A 15,854-nucleotide genomic window follows, 5' to 3' on the forward strand; every position below is an offset into this window, starting at 1 on the left:
TACCCTGCGATCGCGCCCTCGGAGGCGTGTGCTGCGCAGATCGCCGAACCGGCGCATCGTGTCGCGTTCCGGCGGCCAGACCGCCGGTGAGCTGGCCGATCAGCCGGCGAGTGCCGCGGCGATCAGGGCGACCAGCGGGGTCAGGCCCTGGATGACGGCGGCGCGAGCCATCCGGCGGTCGGTGGTGATCAGCACCACGGCCGCGCCGAGCATGCTGGCGCAGCTGAACAGCGCCACGGCCGCGCCCGCGGTGGCGTGCCCGGTGTGCGCGGCGACCACGCCGCCCAGCGCCCCGAGCGCCAGGAACAGGTTGTAGAAACCCTGGTTGAACGCCCACGGCCGGACCGCGTCGAGGTCCGCGGGCCGGACCCGGAACCGGCCGTGCACCTGCGGCCGCCGGAACAGCACGCTTTCCATCGTGAAGATGAGCACATGCAGCAGACCTGCGAGCACCGCGAACACCTGAGCCGTCACGTTCATGGACGCGATTGTCGCTCACGTGCCCCGGGGTCGGGTCAGCCGGTCGGGCGAGGATGCCGGGTCCGGGTCGCGGCCAGGTAAGCGAGGATCAGTGCGGCGGCGAGCACGACGAGGCTGAGACCGAGCGTGTTGACGCCCCACGTGCCCAGGACCACGCCGATGATCGCGGGGAAGACCGAGCCGCCCAGGCCCGCGCCCGCCATCTGCAGGCCGATGGTCCGGTCGGCGTGCGCGGCCCCGACCCGCTCTGCGGTGAGCAGCGTGAACAGTGGGAACACCGCCGCGGCGGCGAAACCGATCACCATGAACCCGAACGCGGCCAGCCAGCCCGGTCCGGGGATCGCGACGAGCACCGCCCCGGCCGCCATGCCGCCGATCGACCACACGACGGTCCGGCCCGGCATGAACCGGTGCGCCGCGAACCCCTGCAGCACCCGGCCGACGAACAGGCTGCCCCAGTACAGCGAAACGCATACGCCCGCGACCGCGTCGCTCATGCCGCGGCCCTCGGTGAGCAGCTGGTACGCGAACAGGCCCGCCGCGACCTCCAGCGCCACGTACACCGCGATGGTGAGCACGCTGAACCAGACCGCGGGCAGCTTGAACGTGTCCCGGGCCCGGATCGGGCCGGCGTGGGTCTCGTGCGCGGCGTGTTCGGGCGCCGGCCGTTGCGCCCACTGCCGGACGGTCAGCACGAACGCCACGGCGAGCAGCGCCTGGCCGGTCGCGACGACGAGGTAGCCGGGCCGCCAGGCGTCGCCGTACTGGATGGCCGCCGTCATGATCAGCGGGCCCATCGCGACACCCAGCCCGAAGAAGGCGTGCAACCAGTTCATGTGCCGGGGGCCGAACGCCGACGCGGCGTACGCGTTGAGGCCGGCGTCGATCGCGCCGCCCGCGAAACCGGCGCACAGCGCGGCGGCCATGGTGAACGCGAACGCGGGAGACAGGGCGTACCCGAACAGCGCCAGGCTGGCCAGCGCGGTGCTGCCCGCCAGCAGCCGCCCGACGCCGAGTTTCGACAGCACGAACCCGGCCGTGACGCTGGAGACCAGGTAGCCGCAGGTCGAGGGAATCAGCAGCAGGCCGATGGTCTCCCGGGGGACGTTCAGGTCGGCGCTCATCGACGGCCAGGCGACGCCGAGCAGGCCGTCGGGCAGCCCGAGGCTGATGAACGCGAAGTAGGACAGGGCGAGCACGGACATGCGGATCGGGGTCCCGGGAGAACTCACTTCGCGATCATGCCTGATGTGCTGTACGCACGTTCGCCGGGCGGCAGGCGGATCGCGGACCGGGACAGCGTTGCGGGTCGTCGGCCGCGGTCGTCGATCATGTGGATGAGCTGTGAAGACCGGTTACCGGTGCCGCTGCGGTGCCGGTACCGTCCCGGCGTGCCAACCGATCGTGCGACCCTCCCACGCGTTCCCATCTGGGCCGTCGCGACCGCGCTCGTGCTCGCGGTCCTGCTCGGCTGCTGCCCGCCGGCCAGGCCCTGGACGTGGTTCGACCGGCAGTACCCGCACGCCGACGGGTTCTTCCACATCTCCCGAGGCGACGACGACCTGGAGGAGGACCTGCTTCCGATCTACGGCGTCGACCTGCCCTGCGGCGTGGCCGACCTGCGGTACGGCAACCTCCAGGAACCGATCAACAAGCTCTACCTGCGGTTCACTGCGCCGACGTCATGTCTGGACGAATTTCGCGTCAAGTACGGCCTGCTGCCGGACGACTGGGAGGATCCGTTGTCCCCGGAGGAGTACGAATGGGAGATCAGCAGCGCGGCGAAGGCCCATTGGGGCGAGTACGACGAGAACAGACTGTTCCTGTACGTGGAGGACACGCACTCTCTGCCGATCGCGTACCTGGTGCTGGAGCGGTGGGGAGTGCCGAAGGACAGCGCCGTGAGGTAGACGATGAGTGGCCGGGCGCTGCGGGCCTTCACCTCGCGGTCGTCACGCCGTAATAGGGTGGGCGGGTGGTGGACGACGACGCGGATGCGGTCGCGGCCTCGTTGCAGGCGTGGCTGGCCGATGTCTCCTTCACCGATCGTGACGCCGACCAGGTCACCGAACTGCTGACCGAGGCCGTGCTGGCGTGGGGGACCGCCCAGGAGTGGCGGGTCTACCGCCGCGCCCGCAGCGTGGTGAAGCTGCCGCCGCCGTACGAGGACCGGCACTCCTGGGTGGATGTGGGGGTCGCCAGGTCGGGCCTGCCGCCGATCGTGGTGGAGATCGACCAGTCCGAGCGCAGGCGGACCCTGGAGAAACTCGCCGCCGAGGCGGCCGAGGGCCGGGTCGCGGTGTGGCTGCGCTGGGGGACCGGGCCGTTCGCCGTGCCCGCGCTCCCGGTCCGGCTGGCGACCTGCCAGGTGAGCAGCCGCAAGGACGCGTCCGGTCGGCGGCTGTTCTCGGCCCCCGTGGCGGTCCGCCCGGCTCCGTCGCACAGCGGCGCCGCGGTCGGCGAGGCCGACCAGGGCGATCTCTTCGCCGGCTGAGTCACCACGAAACCGCTGGTCGATGGCGGTTTGCCGGTCTACGGTTCAGCGAACGGCAGCGGACACGGCTCCGGTGTGACGTGGGACTCATCGAACGCATGCGTCCGGGTCGAGGGGTCAGACGTCATTGGTGCGCTCCGAACGGAGCGTGTCGATGGCGGAGGGAATCAGAGATGGAACACACGAGGGCGCGGTGGATCGCGCGATGCTCGCTGGGCGTCGTGCTGCTGGGAGTCGCCGCCGGGTGCGCGAAGCCGCCGGCGCAGAGCGGCGCGGTGGACCCTCAGGACGCCGGCATGGCGGGCGCGTCGGCGTCGGCGACGCCGTCGCCGTCGCCCACGGCTTCGGCCGTCGTGCCGAGCAGGCCCGCGGCGTCGCCGCCGCGCGGCGGTGTCCCGGGTCGGGACCAGGCGATCCTGCTGCAGGCGGTCGACCGGATCGAGGACCCGGTGCTGACCGTGACCGCGAGCGGCCGGATCGGCACGTATCCCGGCGGCGCGGACACCGGCGAGCGCGAGCAGTTCGCGCTGGTGCCGCTGTCGCCGGGCGCGACGGTGTACCTGCTGAAGACGGCGCGGCTGCGGGTGGGCGGCGAGCCGGTGTGCGCGGGCATCGAGGCCGGTGTCCTGCACGCCGTGGCGTGCGACGCGGCGGCCGGGGCGCAGAAGGTCACGCTGGTGGCGCGGGGCGCGGACGCATCCGGCGCGGCGACGTTCGAGGTGGTCGTCGGGGGATACCGGGTGGAGGTCGGCAAGGAAGGCAAGGTGTCGCTCGTGAAGGCGGGCAGCGCCGCCGCGAAGACCCGGTTCCGGTTCGTTCCGGCCGGCCCGGTCGGCCAGTGGCCGTAGTGGTGGGGTGCTGATGTCCGACGTCGACGAGTTCGACGCCTTCTACGCCGCGACGTCGTGGCGGGTGCTCGGGCAGCTGTGGACGATGACCGGCAGCCGGGCCGAGGCCGAGGACGCGGTGGCGGAGGCGTACGCCCGGGCGTGGCAGCGATGGCGGCAGGTGCGGGACTGCGACAGTCCGGAGGCGTGGGTGCGCCGCACGGCGTCGCGGATCGCGATCAGCGCGTGGCGCAAGGCCGTCAACCGGCTGCGCGCCCACCATCGCGCCACGCCCGACCAGGACGTGGCGGGTCTCGGGCCGGATCATGTCGCGCTGGTCCACGCGCTGCGGCAGATCCCCGCCGACCAGCGGCGGGCGATCGTCCTGCACCACCTGGTCGGGTTGAGCGTGGCCGAGGTCGCTGAGGAGGTCGGCGCGCCGGTGGGCACGGTCAAGGCCAGGCTGCTGCGGGGCAGGCGGGCGCTGGCGGGCTGGCTGGACGAGCTGCCGAACCCGGATCGCACGGAGACGACCACACGGAAGGAGAACGGCAATGGCTGAGCGCGACGAGTCGGGCCTGGACCGGCACCTGGCCGTGCTCGGCGAACACGGTGCCCGGATCGGGCGGCTGGGCACGCCCGAGCAGGCCCGCCGCCGGGGTGAGCGGCGGCGGCGCAACGGCCGGCTGGCGGCCGCCGCGAGCGGCCTGGCCGTGGTCGCGGTGTTCGCCGGAGTGTACGCGACGCAGAGCGGCTCCGGCACGGAGCCCGAGCCGGTGGCGAGCGCACCCGTGTCGGCCTCGCCGACACCTTCCCCGTCACCGTCGGTGGTCGTGCCGAAAATCGACCCGTCCGCGGTGCCCGGAGCCGGCGTGCCGACCCAGGATCAGGCGGTGTGGCTGCAGGCGACGACGACCGGCGGATACCCGCTGCTGACGGCGCTGCCGGACGGGACCTTGGCGGCGACGGGGGAGGGCGCCGCGACCGACAGGGCGCTGTTCGCGCTCGTCCCGCTCTCTCCCGGCGCCAAGCAGTACCACCTCAAGACCGGCAAGGCCTGGGCCGGGGGCGAACAGGGCTGCGCGGTGCGCGACGGCGACCGGCTGGCCATCGTCGCCTGCGACGCCGCGGACGAGCAGCAGCGCGTCGTCCTGAACGGACGGACCACGCCGTACGAGGTGGTGCTCGGCGGCCGGGCGCTGAAGCTGACCGGTTCGAGCGTGACCGCGGTCGCGGCCGGGCAGGGCACGCCGCTGACCTTCATCATGCGAGGTCAGGCCGACGGTCCGGTCGGCTGATCCTTAAATATTCGCTTAAGGGAACTAGCACCACATACCGTACGACCAGTGGGCTCCTACCCTGGCCGGTGCCGTCCAGGGCCCGACCGCCCGGATGGAGCCCCCATGACCGCCACGACCCGGCCCGAAACGGCACCGCCGACAGCGGAACCAGCCGAACACGCCCCGACCGAACCCGCCGCCCGCTCGGCGCTGTACGCCGGGTTCGGGCCGCTGCTGCGCCGGCTGCACTTCTACTCCGGCGTGCTCGTCGCTCCGTTCCTGCTGGTGGTGGCGTTGACCGGCCTGGCGTACGCGTTCACCCCCCAGTTCGACCAGATCGCCTACCACGACCAGTTGCACGTCCAGGCCGTCGGCGGCGACCGGGTGGCGCTGTCCCAACAGGTCGCCGCCGCGCGGCAGCTGGTTCCCGGCGGCGACCTGGTGGCCGTGCACCCGGCCGCCGAACCCGACGCCACCACGAAGGTGGAGTTCGCGCCGGCCGAACTCGGCGACAAGCAGCGCACGGTGTACGTCGACCCGTACACCGGCCAGGTCCGCGGTGTGCTCACCACCTGGTTCGGGGCCACGCCCGTGACCACCTGGCTGGACAACATGCACGCCAACCTCAACCTCGGCGAACCCGGCAGCGTCTATTCCGAACTGGCCGCGTCCTGGCTGTGGGTGCTGGTCCTCGGCGGCGTCGTGCTGTGGTGGCGGCACCAGCGCGGCCGTCGCAGTGCCCGCCGGCTGCTGCTGGCCGAACGAGCCGCCAAGGGCGTACGCCGCACCCGGTCCCTGCACGCCGCCACCGGCCTGTGGCTCGCCGCCTTCCTGCTCGTCCTGTCCGCCACCGGCCTGACCTGGTCCCACTACGCCGGAGCCAACTTCAGCTCGCTGCGCTCGACGCTGAACTCCGACTCGATCCCGCTGCGGACCGCCCTGGACGGGACGGCGTCGCCGGACACCGGAGCCCACCACGGCGGCGGCACCGGCGACACCGGCGGAGCCGACCTGGACGCGATCGCCGCCGCGGCCACGCGGGCCGGGCTGGCCGGACCGACGACGATCACCCCCGGCGCGGCCGGCCAGGCGTGGACCGTCGAGCAGACCGACAACACGTGGCCGCTGCGCAAGGACAAGATCGCCGTACACCCGGCCACCGGGCAGGTCGTCGACACCGTGCGCTGGGCAGACCAGCCGCTGCTGTCCCAACTCACCACCGTCGGCATCCAGCTCCACATGGGCGTGCTGTTCGGCCTGGTCAACCAGATCGCCCTGGCGCTGATCGCCGTCGGCCTGAGCACCGTCATCGTCTGGGGATACCGCATGTGGTGGCGTCGCCGGCCCACCCGCGACCCGGGGCGGCTGCGGCTCGGCGCGCCACCGGCCCGTGGCGCCTGGCGGCAACTGCCCGTGCCCGCGCTCGTGCTCGCGATGGCGGCCGCCGCCGCCGTCGGATGGGCGATCCCGCTGCTCGGCTGGCCCCTGCTCGGGTTCCTCGTGGTCGACGCGGTCGCGGGACGCTACAGAAGGTCACGGGGCGCTGACCGGTAGCGGGCTTGTGGGATCGGGTGGGGGTGACTAGCGTTGCCCGCGTCTTACATGCGACATAGGTGAAACCCGGACGGGGCGGGCCACCGTTGCCTACCGACGGAGTGTGCACGCGTGCAGTACCGGCCCCAGGTGTCCCGCGAAGGTGATCAGTACCGCGGACGTCGCCGGGTGCGGCAACCCTCGCGCCGCCGCTACGCCGCAGTCCTGGCCACCGCGCTGGCAGGTGCGGGCGTCGTCGCCCTGGGGTCGGGTGCGGCACTCGACGACGCCAAGGCCGAGGCCGGTCTCGCCGGCGTCGACCTGACCTCCGACGAAGCGCGTGAGCTGGTCGCCAACCGGGCCGACCGGGCCGACCGCCCGCTGAGCACCTCGATCGCCCAGGCGCCCGACGCCTGGGTGCTGCCCATGCGCAACTACAACCTCACCTCCCGATTCGGCATGCGCTGGGGCAGGCTGCACCAGGGCCTGGACCTGGCCGGCCTGCCCGAGGGCACGCCGTTCGCGGCGGTGCACAGCGGCACTGTGGTGCAGGCGGGCTGGAACGGCGGTTACGGCAACTCGGTGATCATCGACCACGGCAACGGGGTGCGCACCCTCTACGGCCACTCCAGCAAGGTGCTGGTCAAGGTCGGCCAGCAGGTCAAGGCCGGCGACATCATCGCCCGGCTCGGCAACACCGGACACTCCTTCGGCACCCACCTGCACCTGGAGGTGCACGTGAACGGCGTCGCGCAGAACCCGCTCACCTGGTTCAAGACGCGCGGCGTCGACTACGACCTGGAGATCGAGCAGATCTACGGCGGCTGACCCGCCGGACTCGGCGCGCCGCCGCGCGTGTCAGGCGCTGATCGGATACCTCTGAGGGGTGTCCCAGCAGCTCAGCGCTCCCACGTCCCGCCCCTTGCGCCGCCGGGCGCTGCTCGCCGCCGGTGCCGCGGCAGGTCTGGCCGGCCTGGTCCCTTCCCGGGCACGGGCAGCCGGGCCAGGGTTGCGCTGGACCGCCGGCGACCACCACGTGCACACCAAGTACAGCGGCAGTCCCGACGCGCCCTACCGCGTCGAGCAGCACGTGCGGGCAGCCGCCGGCTACGGGCTCGGCTGGCTCGTGATCACCGACCACCCCGGCCCGGCGCACGCCCGCCATGGGCTGGCCCGGTCGGCGGCCGATCTCGCGGTGCTGCGCGAGCGCTACCCGCACCTGCGTCTGTTCCAGGGCATCGAATGGCGGGTGCCGGGAGCCGAACACGCGACGCTGTTCACCGCGCCCGGTCGGCACGAAGCCGCGCTGCTCGCGGACTTCGAGTCCCGCTTCGACGCCGAGCTGGCAGGCCACGGGTCCGGTCCCGACGGGCACACGGCCGCCGTCGAGGCGCTGCGCCGGCTGGGCGCGCAGGTCGACGCCGGGGACACCCCGATGGCGTTGTGCATCCTCAACCATCCCAGCCGGTCCGGCGCGTACAGCCCCGCCGAGCTGCGGCGGCTGCGCGACGCGCACCCGCTGGTGATCGGGATGGAGGGCGCGCCCGGCGGGCAGGCCAACGGGATACCCGCCGACGACGGGGGAGTCGGCGGCGACCGCGGCGGGTACGGGCGGCGGCCGACGCGGACCTCGTACGCCGGCTACCCGGCGGCGGCGAACCGGACCCTGGGCGGCTTCGACTGGATGACCGCGACCGTCGGCGGGATGTGGGATGCGATGCTCGCCGAGGGCCTGCCCTGGTGGATCACGGCCAGCTCCGACGCGCACAAGGTGTACGGGCAGCGCTGGCGCTCCGGCGGCGGCCCCACCGAGGACGGCTCCTACCCGGACCCGGTGCTCGACGACAGCCCCGGCCCGGCCGGCGGACTGTGGCCGGGCCAGTACAGCCGCACCCACGTCGGCGTCGGCGGCGACGGCGCGCTCGCGGTGATGCGGGGGCTGCGCGACGGCAGGGTCTGGGTCGACCACGGCCATCTGCTAGACGCGGTGGATGTCGAGGTCGGCCCGCAGCGGGCGACCCTCGGCGAGGTCGCCGTCGTCTCCCGCGGCGACAGCGTGGAGCTGCGGGCCACGATCACCCCGGCGTCGGCCGACAACCCCAACGGAGACCGGCCCCGCCTGCGCCGCGTCGACGTCATCGCCGGTCCGGTCACGGGCCCGGCCGAGCCGCAGACGCAGACCGCGCCGCAGACCCGGGTCGTGGCGTCGTTCGACGCCGATCGCGGGCCGGTGCGGCTGGTCCACCGGTTCGCCGACGTGCGGCGGCCGTTCTACGTCAGGCTGCGCGGCACCGACGGCAAGCACAGCGCGCCCGGTTCGATCGAGCCGAGGCCCGACCCGACCGGCGACGCCGACCCCTGGCAGGACCTGTGGTTCTACACCAACCCGGTGTTCGTCGCCGTCACGGGCTGACACCGCGGCGCGGAGCACCACAGAACAGTTCGGCCCCACCGTCGTTGTCCCGGGTGGGACCGCGTGGCGGCCCCGACGACACCACCGCGCGGGGGTCTGACATGAACGACGGCGACGGGCGCAGACGCGCCGCGGGTGAGCTGGAGAGCCAGGTGATGAGCGTCCTGTGGGCGGCGGGCCGGTCCATGACCCCGGCCGAGGTGCAGACCCGGCTGGACCCGGCTCCCGCGTACAACACCGTGCAGACGATCCTGATCCGGCTCGTGGACAAGCAGCTCGTACGCCGCAATCGGGCAGGCAGAGCACACGCCTACGAACCCGTGCGCAGCGAGGCCGACGCCGCCGCCGCGCAGCTTCGCGCCACGCTCAGCGGCGTCGGCGACCGCCAGCTGACCCTGCGGCGCTTCGCCGAGACCCTCGACGACAACGAAGCGCAGGCGCTGCGCCGACTGCTGTCCGACCTGCGCCCGGAGCCCAGGTGAGGACCTGGGTCTACCTTCCGCTGCTGCTGTCGGCGCTGCTGCCGTACGTGGCGCGACTCGTGGCCGTCCGGGCCGCGCCGGCGGCCGCCGTCCGCGCCGTCACCGCCGCCGCCGCGGCGGCCGCCGGCGGGTTCGTGTGCTGCCTGGCACTGCTGGCCTTGACACTGTTCGACGACCTGCCGCCGCTGTGGCGGTTCGACGACCGCCCGGAACTCGGGCTGCCCAAACCGGTGCCGGGCTGGATCGCGTTGTTCGCTGCCCTGGTGCTGCTCACCGGCGTGGTGCGACTGATCCGCGACGTGCGCACACGGCGCAGGGTGCTACGGGAACTGCGGGAGGCGGGCAACCCGAACGCCGGACTGGTGGTGGCCGACTGGGCGGAGCCCTTCGCCGTCGCGGTGCCGGGCAGACCCGGGCACATCCTGGTCACCTCCGGGATGCTGCGGATCCTGACCCTCGGCGAGCAGCGGGTGCTGTTCGCCCACGAGAACGCGCACCTGCGCCGCCGTCACCACCGCTGGGTGACCGTCGCGAGCTGCTCGGCGGCGCTGAATCCGCTGCTGCACCCGATGGCGGTGCTGGTCGCCCGCCTGGTGGAGCGGTGGGCCGACGAGGAGGCCGCGGCGGTGGTCGGTGACCGGCGGCTGGTCGCGCAGGCGGTTGCGAAGGCGTCGCTGGCGGGTCGGCGTACGCAGCCGGCCCCGGCGATGGGGATGAGCGGCTCCGGTGCGGTCGAACGGGTGATGGCGATGCAGTCCCCGCGTCAGCCGAATCGCTGGCAGGCGCTCGCGGGCGTGACTGCGGTGTGTCTGCTGCTGCTGGCGGCCACGGCGGCGGCCGCCGTCGAGTTCGCCGAGGTGGCCCGCGCCTGGCTCGGAATGATCGTCTAGCGTCGGACCCGTCAATGGCAGGCGGCCGAGCCGGCGTCGGTGTACGCCGCACCGGGCTGGCCGACGAACTGCCACCGGTAGGCGTCGGGGGCGAGGTCCAGTTTGAGCACGCCGTACGTCCTGTCGTCGCGGGTCTCGGAGTTCGCGGCGACCTGCGTGCCGAACCGGTAGAGGCTCGCGCCGCCGGTGCCGACGACGAACTGGCGGATGCCCCGGCCGTCGTCGCGGTTTCCGGCGGGGTCCTGGGGCGCGAAGCGCTCGTAGTTGTGGTTGTGCGCGGTCAGGACCAGTTCGGTGCCGTGCTCGTAGAGGATCCGGTACAGCGGGCGCATCCGCTCCTCGGCGGCGTGTTTGCCGCCGGAGGTGAACAGCGGGTGGTGCCACATCGCGACGGTGCAGCGGGCGGGCTGAGCGGCGAGGGTCTGTTCGAGCCACTCGGCCTGCGGCGAGCCGGATCCGCAGGCGACCTGGTCGCACTGGCTGTTGAGGACCACCACCAGCCAGCCGGCGAGGCGGTAGCTGTACCAGCCCTCGCCGTGCCTGCCGGCGTCCGCGCCGAAGTAGTCGTAGTAGGCCTTGCCGTCGGCTTTGCGCAGGTCATGGTTGCCGAGCACGGGCCGGGTGCGCTCGCGGTGGCGGCCCCAGTGCGGGTCGTAGCAGCGGCGGAACTGCCTGGCGGAACCGTCCATGTAGGCGTTGTCGCCGAGGGTGAAGACGGTGCCGGGGATGTCGTCGAGCAGCTTGGCCGTGATCTCGTCGCCGCCACCGGTGCAGCTGGCGATGTCACCCGCGCCGACCAGCACCGGAGGACCGTCGCCACGGGCACCACCGAACGCGACGACTGTTCCGGCCGCCAGCAGCGCGACGACCAGCGAGGCGCGTCCGGCGGCGACGCCGAGCACGCCGGAGGGGCCGAACGCGCGAAGCGCACGGGAGATGGCGACCCGCTTGCTGTCGGCGGCGAGGCGCCACCGGTCGGCAGCAGGCGTTCCGTTGATCAGTGAACCCACTCAGAGATGATTAAACAGGGCGAAAGGAGCTGAACTCCGACACGCCGTAGGTGTTGTGGGCTCATGCCATCCAGCGGCTGCCAAACCGACAGTGGCCTTGATTTGCCATGATTGGCGACGTGACACCGTTGGAGTGGGACAGTCTGCCGGAGTTCGAACAGGATCTGCTCGTCTGTGCGACCGAGGCGTGGGGCATCCTGCCGTACGCGACGGACCAGCACAGAGGCATCGGCGACCCACGCGCTGAAGCCGCGGCCGCGGCCCGGATGGTCCTGGAACTCGTGGACCGCGGCTGGATCACCGTCCACCGGATCGTCCCCGATGCCGCCGGAGTGGGCGCCGCCTACGGACCGGCCATCACGCAGCAGCTCGACGCCCTGCTCGCCGATCCCGACACCTGGGACGACCCGGACGGCGTCAGCTGGAACGGAGAGCTGGCGGTCGCGCTGACCCCCGCCGGGCGTTCCGCGATCGCCCGGTGAGGTCGCATCGCGGTCGCGGAATCCACCCGACGTCCGCCTAGGCCTTTCGGGCGATCAGCTGCACCTCCTGGAACTGCCGCTTGTCCTCGGGCTGGGGTTCGCGCACCATCCGGCCCACCTCGGCCAGCCCGGCCTTGCGCAGCAGCGCGGCGAGGTGGTCGGGCCACCACCGGTAGGCCGGCGCGACGGAGTGATCGAAGATCTGCGTCGGGTGGGACGGGTCGTCGCTGGCCGAGAAGCCGATCAGAAGGTGGCCGCCGGGTGCCAGCACCCGATGGAACTCGTCCAGGATGGCGGGGACCTCGTGCGGCGGCGTGTGAATGATGGACCAGCGCGACACCACGCCGTTGAGGGTGCCGTCCGCGATGTCCAACGCGGCCATCGAGCCCACGTCGAACCGCAGGTCCGGGTAGGTCTGCCGAGCCAGCGTGATCATCACCGGAGAGAGGTCGATCCCTACCGCGGCCAATCCCAGCTCGTGCAGGAGGGCGGTGATGTAGCCGGGACCGCATCCCAGGTCGGCGACCCTGGTGTCCCCGCTCATGCGTACGAACCCGGCGAAGGCGGCCAGGATCGCGCTGTCCAGGGGCCTGTCCTGCAGCGAGTTGAACAGCTGCGCGTAGGCGACGGCAGCAGCGTCGTAACCGTCTCGGGTGGCGGTGAGGGCATCGTTTTCGACCATGTGTACGACACTAGTGCCGGGCCCGGACCGGGGTGGTCCCGTCCCACACGCCCGGACCGCCGATCAGGTCGGCCGTGCCAGAATCGTTCGTGCGCAACGAGCAACGCCTGCCGACCAGGACGCCCGAATCGCGGGCCTTCGCCGAGCGCGTACAGCTGGTCATGGGTCTGACCGCGCGCCTGAACCTGCTGCCGTTCGACGACCTGGACGCGCGCAGGGCGGTGCTCACCGAGATCTTCGGCGGGCCCGTGCCGGACTCGCTGTCGATCCTGCCCCCGTTCTACTGCGACTACGGGCTCGGGGCGTCGTTCGGGGAGCGCGTCTTCATCAACCAGGGCTGCTACTTCCTCGATTTCGGGGGCATCACCATCGGCGATCGTGTCCTGATCGGACCGGGCGTCACGCTGAGCACGGCCGGGCACCCGGTCGAGGTCGACGAACGCTTCGACTACATCACCCATGCGCCGATCGTCATCGAGGACGACGTGTGGATCGGGGCCGCGGCCACGGTCACGCCCGGCGTGACGATCGGGCGCGGCTCGGTCGTCGGCGCGGGTGCGGTCGTCGCGAAGGACGTGCCGGGGCTGAGCGTCGTGACGGCGACGAGCATCGTCGAGCGCAAGCGTCTGCGGACACCGTCGGCGAGCCCGCCCCGGTAGCATTCGCGCCGTGCGAACCCTGGTGCAGTACACCGACGCGCTGTCCGCGGCGGCCAAGACGCTGGATCTCAGGGCGTACGACGAAGCGCTGAGCGGCATCATCAACGTCGGGGCGTCCGCGCCGCGCGAGCAGGTCGACGCCGCGCTGGAACGCATCCGGCCGCTGGTCGAGACGATGCCGTTGAGCCTCGGGGCGATGCTCGCCCGGGTCGCGGCCAACCTGTGCCTGCACGGCAGCGACGTCACCGTGCTGCTGCCCGTGTTCGTCGAACGGGCCTGCCATGCGATGGACAACACGTTCGTGTTCAACATGTCCTGGGACCAGCTCATCGGCCGGCCGGTGCCGAGGCCCGCGCGCGAGCACGAGGCCGTCCCGGACATGCAGCGCTTCGTCGATGTGGCGTGCCGCCGCGGCGTGGCCAAGGATCAGGCGATCGAGCTGGCCGAGGCCTGGGCGTTCGTGGGCGCCTGGGTGCAGCCGGTGCTGTTCCTGGCGCAGTACCGGCCGGTCCGGGCGGCGCTCCCGCAGCGCGAGCGCCTCACCGAGCTGGTCGGGGTGGCCCGGCGCTTCGTCGAGCAGGCGCACTTCCTGCACGGGTTGCTGCACGTGCTCGACGACGAGCCGCTGATCGTGCTGCACCGCGAGACCGGCCGGGGCTTCCGGCTGCGGCTGACCGGTGTCGGCGACCACCGGCAGCTGCACACCCTGCTGGCCGGGCTGCTGATCGGGCCGGAGTCGCCGGGTCGGCTGCCCGGCCGGCGGCCCTCCGACAGTGAACTCCTCGCGGCTTCCTTCGGCGAGGCGATCGAGCTGGACGAACCCATGACGGGCACGATCATCCTGAACGACGCCGCCGGTGAGAGGGTGTGGAACGGCATTCCCGCCGACATCGCCGCCGTCGACGGGGTGCGGGTGGTGGTCATCGACCCGCCGACCGTGGAACGCAGCTGGAAGACCGCCCGCGTCTACCCGTACCTGGAACCCGGGATCGAGGTCGAGGGCGAGCTGCCCGCACCGGAGGCCGCCGCCTGGCTGAGCCGCTGCGCTCTGCCCGCGCGGGTCGGCTGAGGGTGAAGGCACCGGCCGCCGGGCGAGCCGGCGGCCGGTGTGCTCATGCGGGCAGTTGGGCGAGCTGGAGCTCGACGGCCGATTTGACGTCGATTGCCAGGGCCTCAGTCGACTTCTGGTCCAGACCATAGATGTTGATGACGACAGCCACACTTCCGCGCCCGAAGTACATGGAGCAATGCACCTTCTTGTCCGCGCTGTTGATGAAGCAGGCGGCTGTGGCGCGGTAGGCGGTCGACTTCATGTCGAGGTCCCGGATCGCGGTCTTGGTGTGGGTGACTTTGTCCTCACGGTATGACTTGCAATTCGCCAGTAGGGATTCGGCCTTGGCAACGACGTCCTCGGCCTTCTCCTTCGGCAGCACGAGGACTTCCTGACCGACGACCCGGAAGTTCTCGGCGGACGGATCCGCGGCGAGGATCCAGGACCGGACGTGGGTCAGGGCATCGTCCGCATCGGCCTTGGAAGAGGCGGGACGTTCGCCGCATGCGGTCACGATGCCGGCGGGGAAGCCCTTCCACCAGTGGTCGTCGACCGCGCGTTCTTGCCGGCCGGGCTGCTTCACCACCGAGAGCAGGAGCTCATCGGTGATCATTGCCGTTTCCATGAGCTGGTAGGGGCTGAAGGAGGGCGTCGGAGACGGGGCGGCGGCCGTGGGGGAGACCGACGGCGCCGAGGACCCGGCTGGTGCGTCCGGTGCGGCAGCACTGCAGCCGCCTGCGAACATGACGGCGGCGACGGCCAGTGGTACGAGGCGTTTCAAGGTTGTACTCCTGTGATCCGTGAGGGATGCCGCACCTTACCGGTTGCGCCGTCCCCCTACGGTCCCAGGCCGAGCCACCTGCGCGGTCCCGCCGCCAGAGCCGGCGAGCGCCCGGTGCCACGGCTCCGAGCCGCAGGCGAATCCTCAGCCGGTCGACTCGTTGGCGGCGTGGTGGTCGCGGATCACCTTGCGCAGCGCGGGCAATGCGGGGCCTGCCTGCCGGGTGAGGGACTCCAGACGTTTGGCCTGCTGGCGCACCTGGGCACGGCTGATGGCGATGCGGATCTCACCGGTCGCGGCCAGCGCGGTCAGTGCGGCGTCGACCGGATCGGCGGTGCCCCCGTGGAGGGCGTGGCTGACGGTGGAGCGCAGCCGGGCCACCGTACGGTGCTCGTGGATCTTGACCCTGGTGGCGGGAAAGATGCCGAGGATGCGGTAGCGCTCGGTGCTGATGACGCGGTCGTCCACCAGTCGCTGCTGGACCGCGCGGAACATGGGGGTCTGGCCGCGGTGGACCCACCAGGACCACTTCTTCGGCTTGGCCGCGGATGCGATCTCGTGCAGCACCTCGGCCAGCACCGGATCGGTGACCTTGGTGTTCGTCGCACGCGGCTTTCCATCGGCATCGGACAGTGCGCCGAGGTGGCACAGTTCGGTGAGCGCGGCGGCGCGCAGCACGTAACCGAGGTAGCCGTTGCAGGTCAGCTTGCCTTTGTCGGTGTTGTAGGCCAGCAGGTAGACCTGTGAGGTGAGGGGCATTTCCATGGCCAGCACTCCATCTGACGTGGGT

Annotated in this window: 19 protein-coding genes; 13 read left to right on the forward strand and 6 right to left on the reverse strand. The window is 72.1% G+C overall.

What is annotated here, in order from left to right; all coding sequences use genetic code 11:
• Positions 1-99: 99 nt before the first annotated feature.
• Together AB0B66_RS13670 and AB0B66_RS13675 are read right to left on the reverse strand one after the other, a co-directional pair.
• Positions 100-480 carry a DUF1304 domain-containing protein gene (locus AB0B66_RS13670; RefSeq protein ID WP_360527971.1) on the reverse strand — a complete coding sequence of 127 codons (381 nt, stop codon included), beginning with the start codon at positions 478-480 and terminating at the stop codon, positions 100-102.
• A gap of 35 nt (positions 481-515) precedes the next feature.
• Positions 516-1,712, reverse strand: coding sequence for an MFS transporter (locus tag AB0B66_RS13675; RefSeq protein ID WP_360527975.1), 1,197 nt, complete (start codon positions 1,710-1,712; stop codon positions 516-518).
• 159 nt (positions 1,713-1,871) lie between these two features.
• Here AB0B66_RS13675 and AB0B66_RS13680 point away from each other — a divergent pair, with 159 nt between their 5' ends.
• The 10 genes from AB0B66_RS13680 to AB0B66_RS13725 all read left to right on the forward strand — a co-directional run bounded on the left by AB0B66_RS13680 (position 1,872) and on the right by AB0B66_RS13725 (position 10,399).
• Positions 1,872-2,390 carry a hypothetical protein gene (locus AB0B66_RS13680; protein ID WP_360527978.1) on the forward strand — a complete coding sequence of 173 codons (519 nt, stop codon included), beginning with the start codon at positions 1,872-1,874 and terminating at the stop codon, positions 2,388-2,390.
• A 65-nt stretch (positions 2,391-2,455) separates the two neighbouring features.
• Complete coding sequence (locus AB0B66_RS13685) at positions 2,456-2,974, forward strand: hypothetical protein (RefSeq protein WP_360527981.1); 519 nt, start codon at positions 2,456-2,458, stop codon at positions 2,972-2,974.
• Between the two features lie 173 nt (positions 2,975-3,147).
• On the forward strand, positions 3,148-3,822 hold the full coding sequence (locus AB0B66_RS13690; RefSeq protein ID WP_360527984.1) for a hypothetical protein: 675 nt from the start codon (positions 3,148-3,150) through the stop codon (positions 3,820-3,822).
• 13 nt (positions 3,823-3,835) lie between these two features.
• The gene (locus AB0B66_RS13695; RefSeq protein WP_360527987.1) at positions 3,836-4,363 is read left to right on the forward strand and encodes a SigE family RNA polymerase sigma factor; all 528 of its coding nucleotides are present in this window, start codon (positions 3,836-3,838) and stop codon (positions 4,361-4,363) included.
• Positions 4,356-5,099, forward strand: a complete 744-nt coding sequence (locus AB0B66_RS13700; RefSeq protein WP_360527990.1) for a hypothetical protein — start codon at positions 4,356-4,358, stop codon at positions 5,097-5,099. The genes AB0B66_RS13695 and AB0B66_RS13700 overlap by 8 nt, the downstream gene beginning before the upstream one ends.
• Positions 5,100-5,204: 105 nt before the next feature.
• The gene (locus AB0B66_RS13705; RefSeq protein ID WP_360527993.1) at positions 5,205-6,635 is read left to right on the forward strand and encodes a PepSY-associated TM helix domain-containing protein; all 1,431 of its coding nucleotides are present in this window, start codon (positions 5,205-5,207) and stop codon (positions 6,633-6,635) included.
• Positions 6,636-6,746: 111 nt separating this feature from the next.
• Positions 6,747-7,442 (forward strand): M23 family metallopeptidase, encoded by a 696-nt coding sequence (locus AB0B66_RS13710; RefSeq protein ID WP_360527996.1) that lies wholly within the window; start codon positions 6,747-6,749, stop codon positions 7,440-7,442.
• Positions 7,443-7,500: 58 nt separating this feature from the next.
• A complete protein-coding gene (locus tag AB0B66_RS13715) occupies positions 7,501-9,027 on the forward strand; it encodes a histidinol-phosphatase (RefSeq protein ID WP_360527999.1) in 1,527 nt (508 codons plus the stop codon).
• A gap of 101 nt (positions 9,028-9,128) precedes the next feature.
• Positions 9,129-9,509 carry a BlaI/MecI/CopY family transcriptional regulator gene (locus AB0B66_RS13720; RefSeq protein ID WP_360528002.1) on the forward strand — a complete coding sequence of 127 codons (381 nt, stop codon included), beginning with the start codon at positions 9,129-9,131 and terminating at the stop codon, positions 9,507-9,509.
• The gene (locus AB0B66_RS13725) at positions 9,506-10,399 is read left to right on the forward strand and encodes a M56 family metallopeptidase (RefSeq protein ID WP_360528005.1); all 894 of its coding nucleotides are present in this window, start codon (positions 9,506-9,508) and stop codon (positions 10,397-10,399) included. Before AB0B66_RS13720 ends, AB0B66_RS13725 begins: the two co-directional genes overlap by 4 nt.
• Positions 10,400-10,410: 11 nt before the next feature.
• On the opposite strand, the gene AB0B66_RS13730 is transcribed toward AB0B66_RS13725, so the two are convergent.
• Positions 10,411-11,409, reverse strand: a complete 999-nt coding sequence (locus AB0B66_RS13730; protein WP_360528008.1) for a metallophosphoesterase — start codon at positions 11,407-11,409, stop codon at positions 10,411-10,413.
• A gap of 119 nt (positions 11,410-11,528) precedes the next feature.
• Here AB0B66_RS13730 and AB0B66_RS13735 point away from each other — a divergent pair, with 119 nt between their 5' ends.
• Positions 11,529-11,891 carry a hypothetical protein gene (locus tag AB0B66_RS13735; protein WP_360528011.1) on the forward strand — a complete coding sequence of 121 codons (363 nt, stop codon included), beginning with the start codon at positions 11,529-11,531 and terminating at the stop codon, positions 11,889-11,891.
• A 37-nt stretch (positions 11,892-11,928) separates the two neighbouring features.
• Here the strand turns inward: AB0B66_RS13735 and AB0B66_RS13740 are convergent, their stop codons facing one another.
• Complete coding sequence (locus tag AB0B66_RS13740; RefSeq protein ID WP_360528014.1) at positions 11,929-12,573, reverse strand: methyltransferase domain-containing protein; 645 nt, start codon at positions 12,571-12,573, stop codon at positions 11,929-11,931.
• A 74-nt stretch (positions 12,574-12,647) separates the two neighbouring features.
• Here AB0B66_RS13740 and AB0B66_RS13745 point away from each other — a divergent pair, with 74 nt between their 5' ends.
• Both AB0B66_RS13745 and AB0B66_RS13750 read left to right on the forward strand, forming a co-directional pair.
• Positions 12,648-13,232, forward strand: coding sequence for a sugar O-acetyltransferase (locus tag AB0B66_RS13745; RefSeq protein ID WP_360528017.1), 585 nt, complete (start codon positions 12,648-12,650; stop codon positions 13,230-13,232).
• A 10-nt stretch (positions 13,233-13,242) separates the two neighbouring features.
• Entirely contained in the window at positions 13,243-14,301 is a 1,059-nt protein-coding gene (locus AB0B66_RS13750; RefSeq protein ID WP_360528020.1) for a hypothetical protein, read from the forward strand.
• A gap of 43 nt (positions 14,302-14,344) precedes the next feature.
• Here the strand turns inward: AB0B66_RS13750 and AB0B66_RS13755 are convergent, their stop codons facing one another.
• Positions 14,345-15,064 carry a hypothetical protein gene (locus AB0B66_RS13755; RefSeq protein WP_360528023.1) on the reverse strand — a complete coding sequence of 240 codons (720 nt, stop codon included), beginning with the start codon at positions 15,062-15,064 and terminating at the stop codon, positions 14,345-14,347.
• Positions 15,065-15,208: 144 nt separating this feature from the next.
• Positions 15,209-15,829, reverse strand: coding sequence for a GPP34 family phosphoprotein (locus tag AB0B66_RS13760; protein WP_360528026.1), 621 nt, complete (start codon positions 15,827-15,829; stop codon positions 15,209-15,211).
• Between the last annotated feature and the right edge of the window lie 25 nt (positions 15,830-15,854).

Origin of the sequence: Catellatospora sp. NPDC049111 (genome assembly GCF_040648615.1) — a bacterium.
Taxonomy (GTDB): Bacteria; Actinomycetota; Actinomycetes; order Mycobacteriales; family Micromonosporaceae; genus Catellatospora; species Catellatospora aurea.

Coding starts and splice junctions, on each gene's coding strand:
- AB0B66_RS13670 (WP_360527971.1), bottom strand. CDS start 480: ATGAACGTGACGGCTCAGGTGTTCGCGGTGCTCGCAGGTCTGCTGCAT.
- AB0B66_RS13690 (WP_360527984.1), top strand. CDS start 3,148: ATGGAACACACGAGGGCGCGGTGGATCGCGCGATGCTCGCTGGGCGTC.
- AB0B66_RS13695 (WP_360527987.1), top strand. CDS start 3,836: ATGTCCGACGTCGACGAGTTCGACGCCTTCTACGCCGCGACGTCGTGG.
- AB0B66_RS13700 (WP_360527990.1), top strand. CDS start 4,356: ATGGCTGAGCGCGACGAGTCGGGCCTGGACCGGCACCTGGCCGTGCTC.
- AB0B66_RS13705 (WP_360527993.1), top strand. CDS start 5,205: ATGACCGCCACGACCCGGCCCGAAACGGCACCGCCGACAGCGGAACCA.
- AB0B66_RS13720 (WP_360528002.1), top strand. CDS start 9,129: ATGAACGACGGCGACGGGCGCAGACGCGCCGCGGGTGAGCTGGAGAGC.
- AB0B66_RS13740 (WP_360528014.1), bottom strand. CDS start 12,573: ATGGTCGAAAACGATGCCCTCACCGCCACCCGAGACGGTTACGACGCT.
- AB0B66_RS13760 (WP_360528026.1), bottom strand. CDS start 15,829: ATGGAAATGCCCCTCACCTCACAGGTCTACCTGCTGGCCTACAACACC.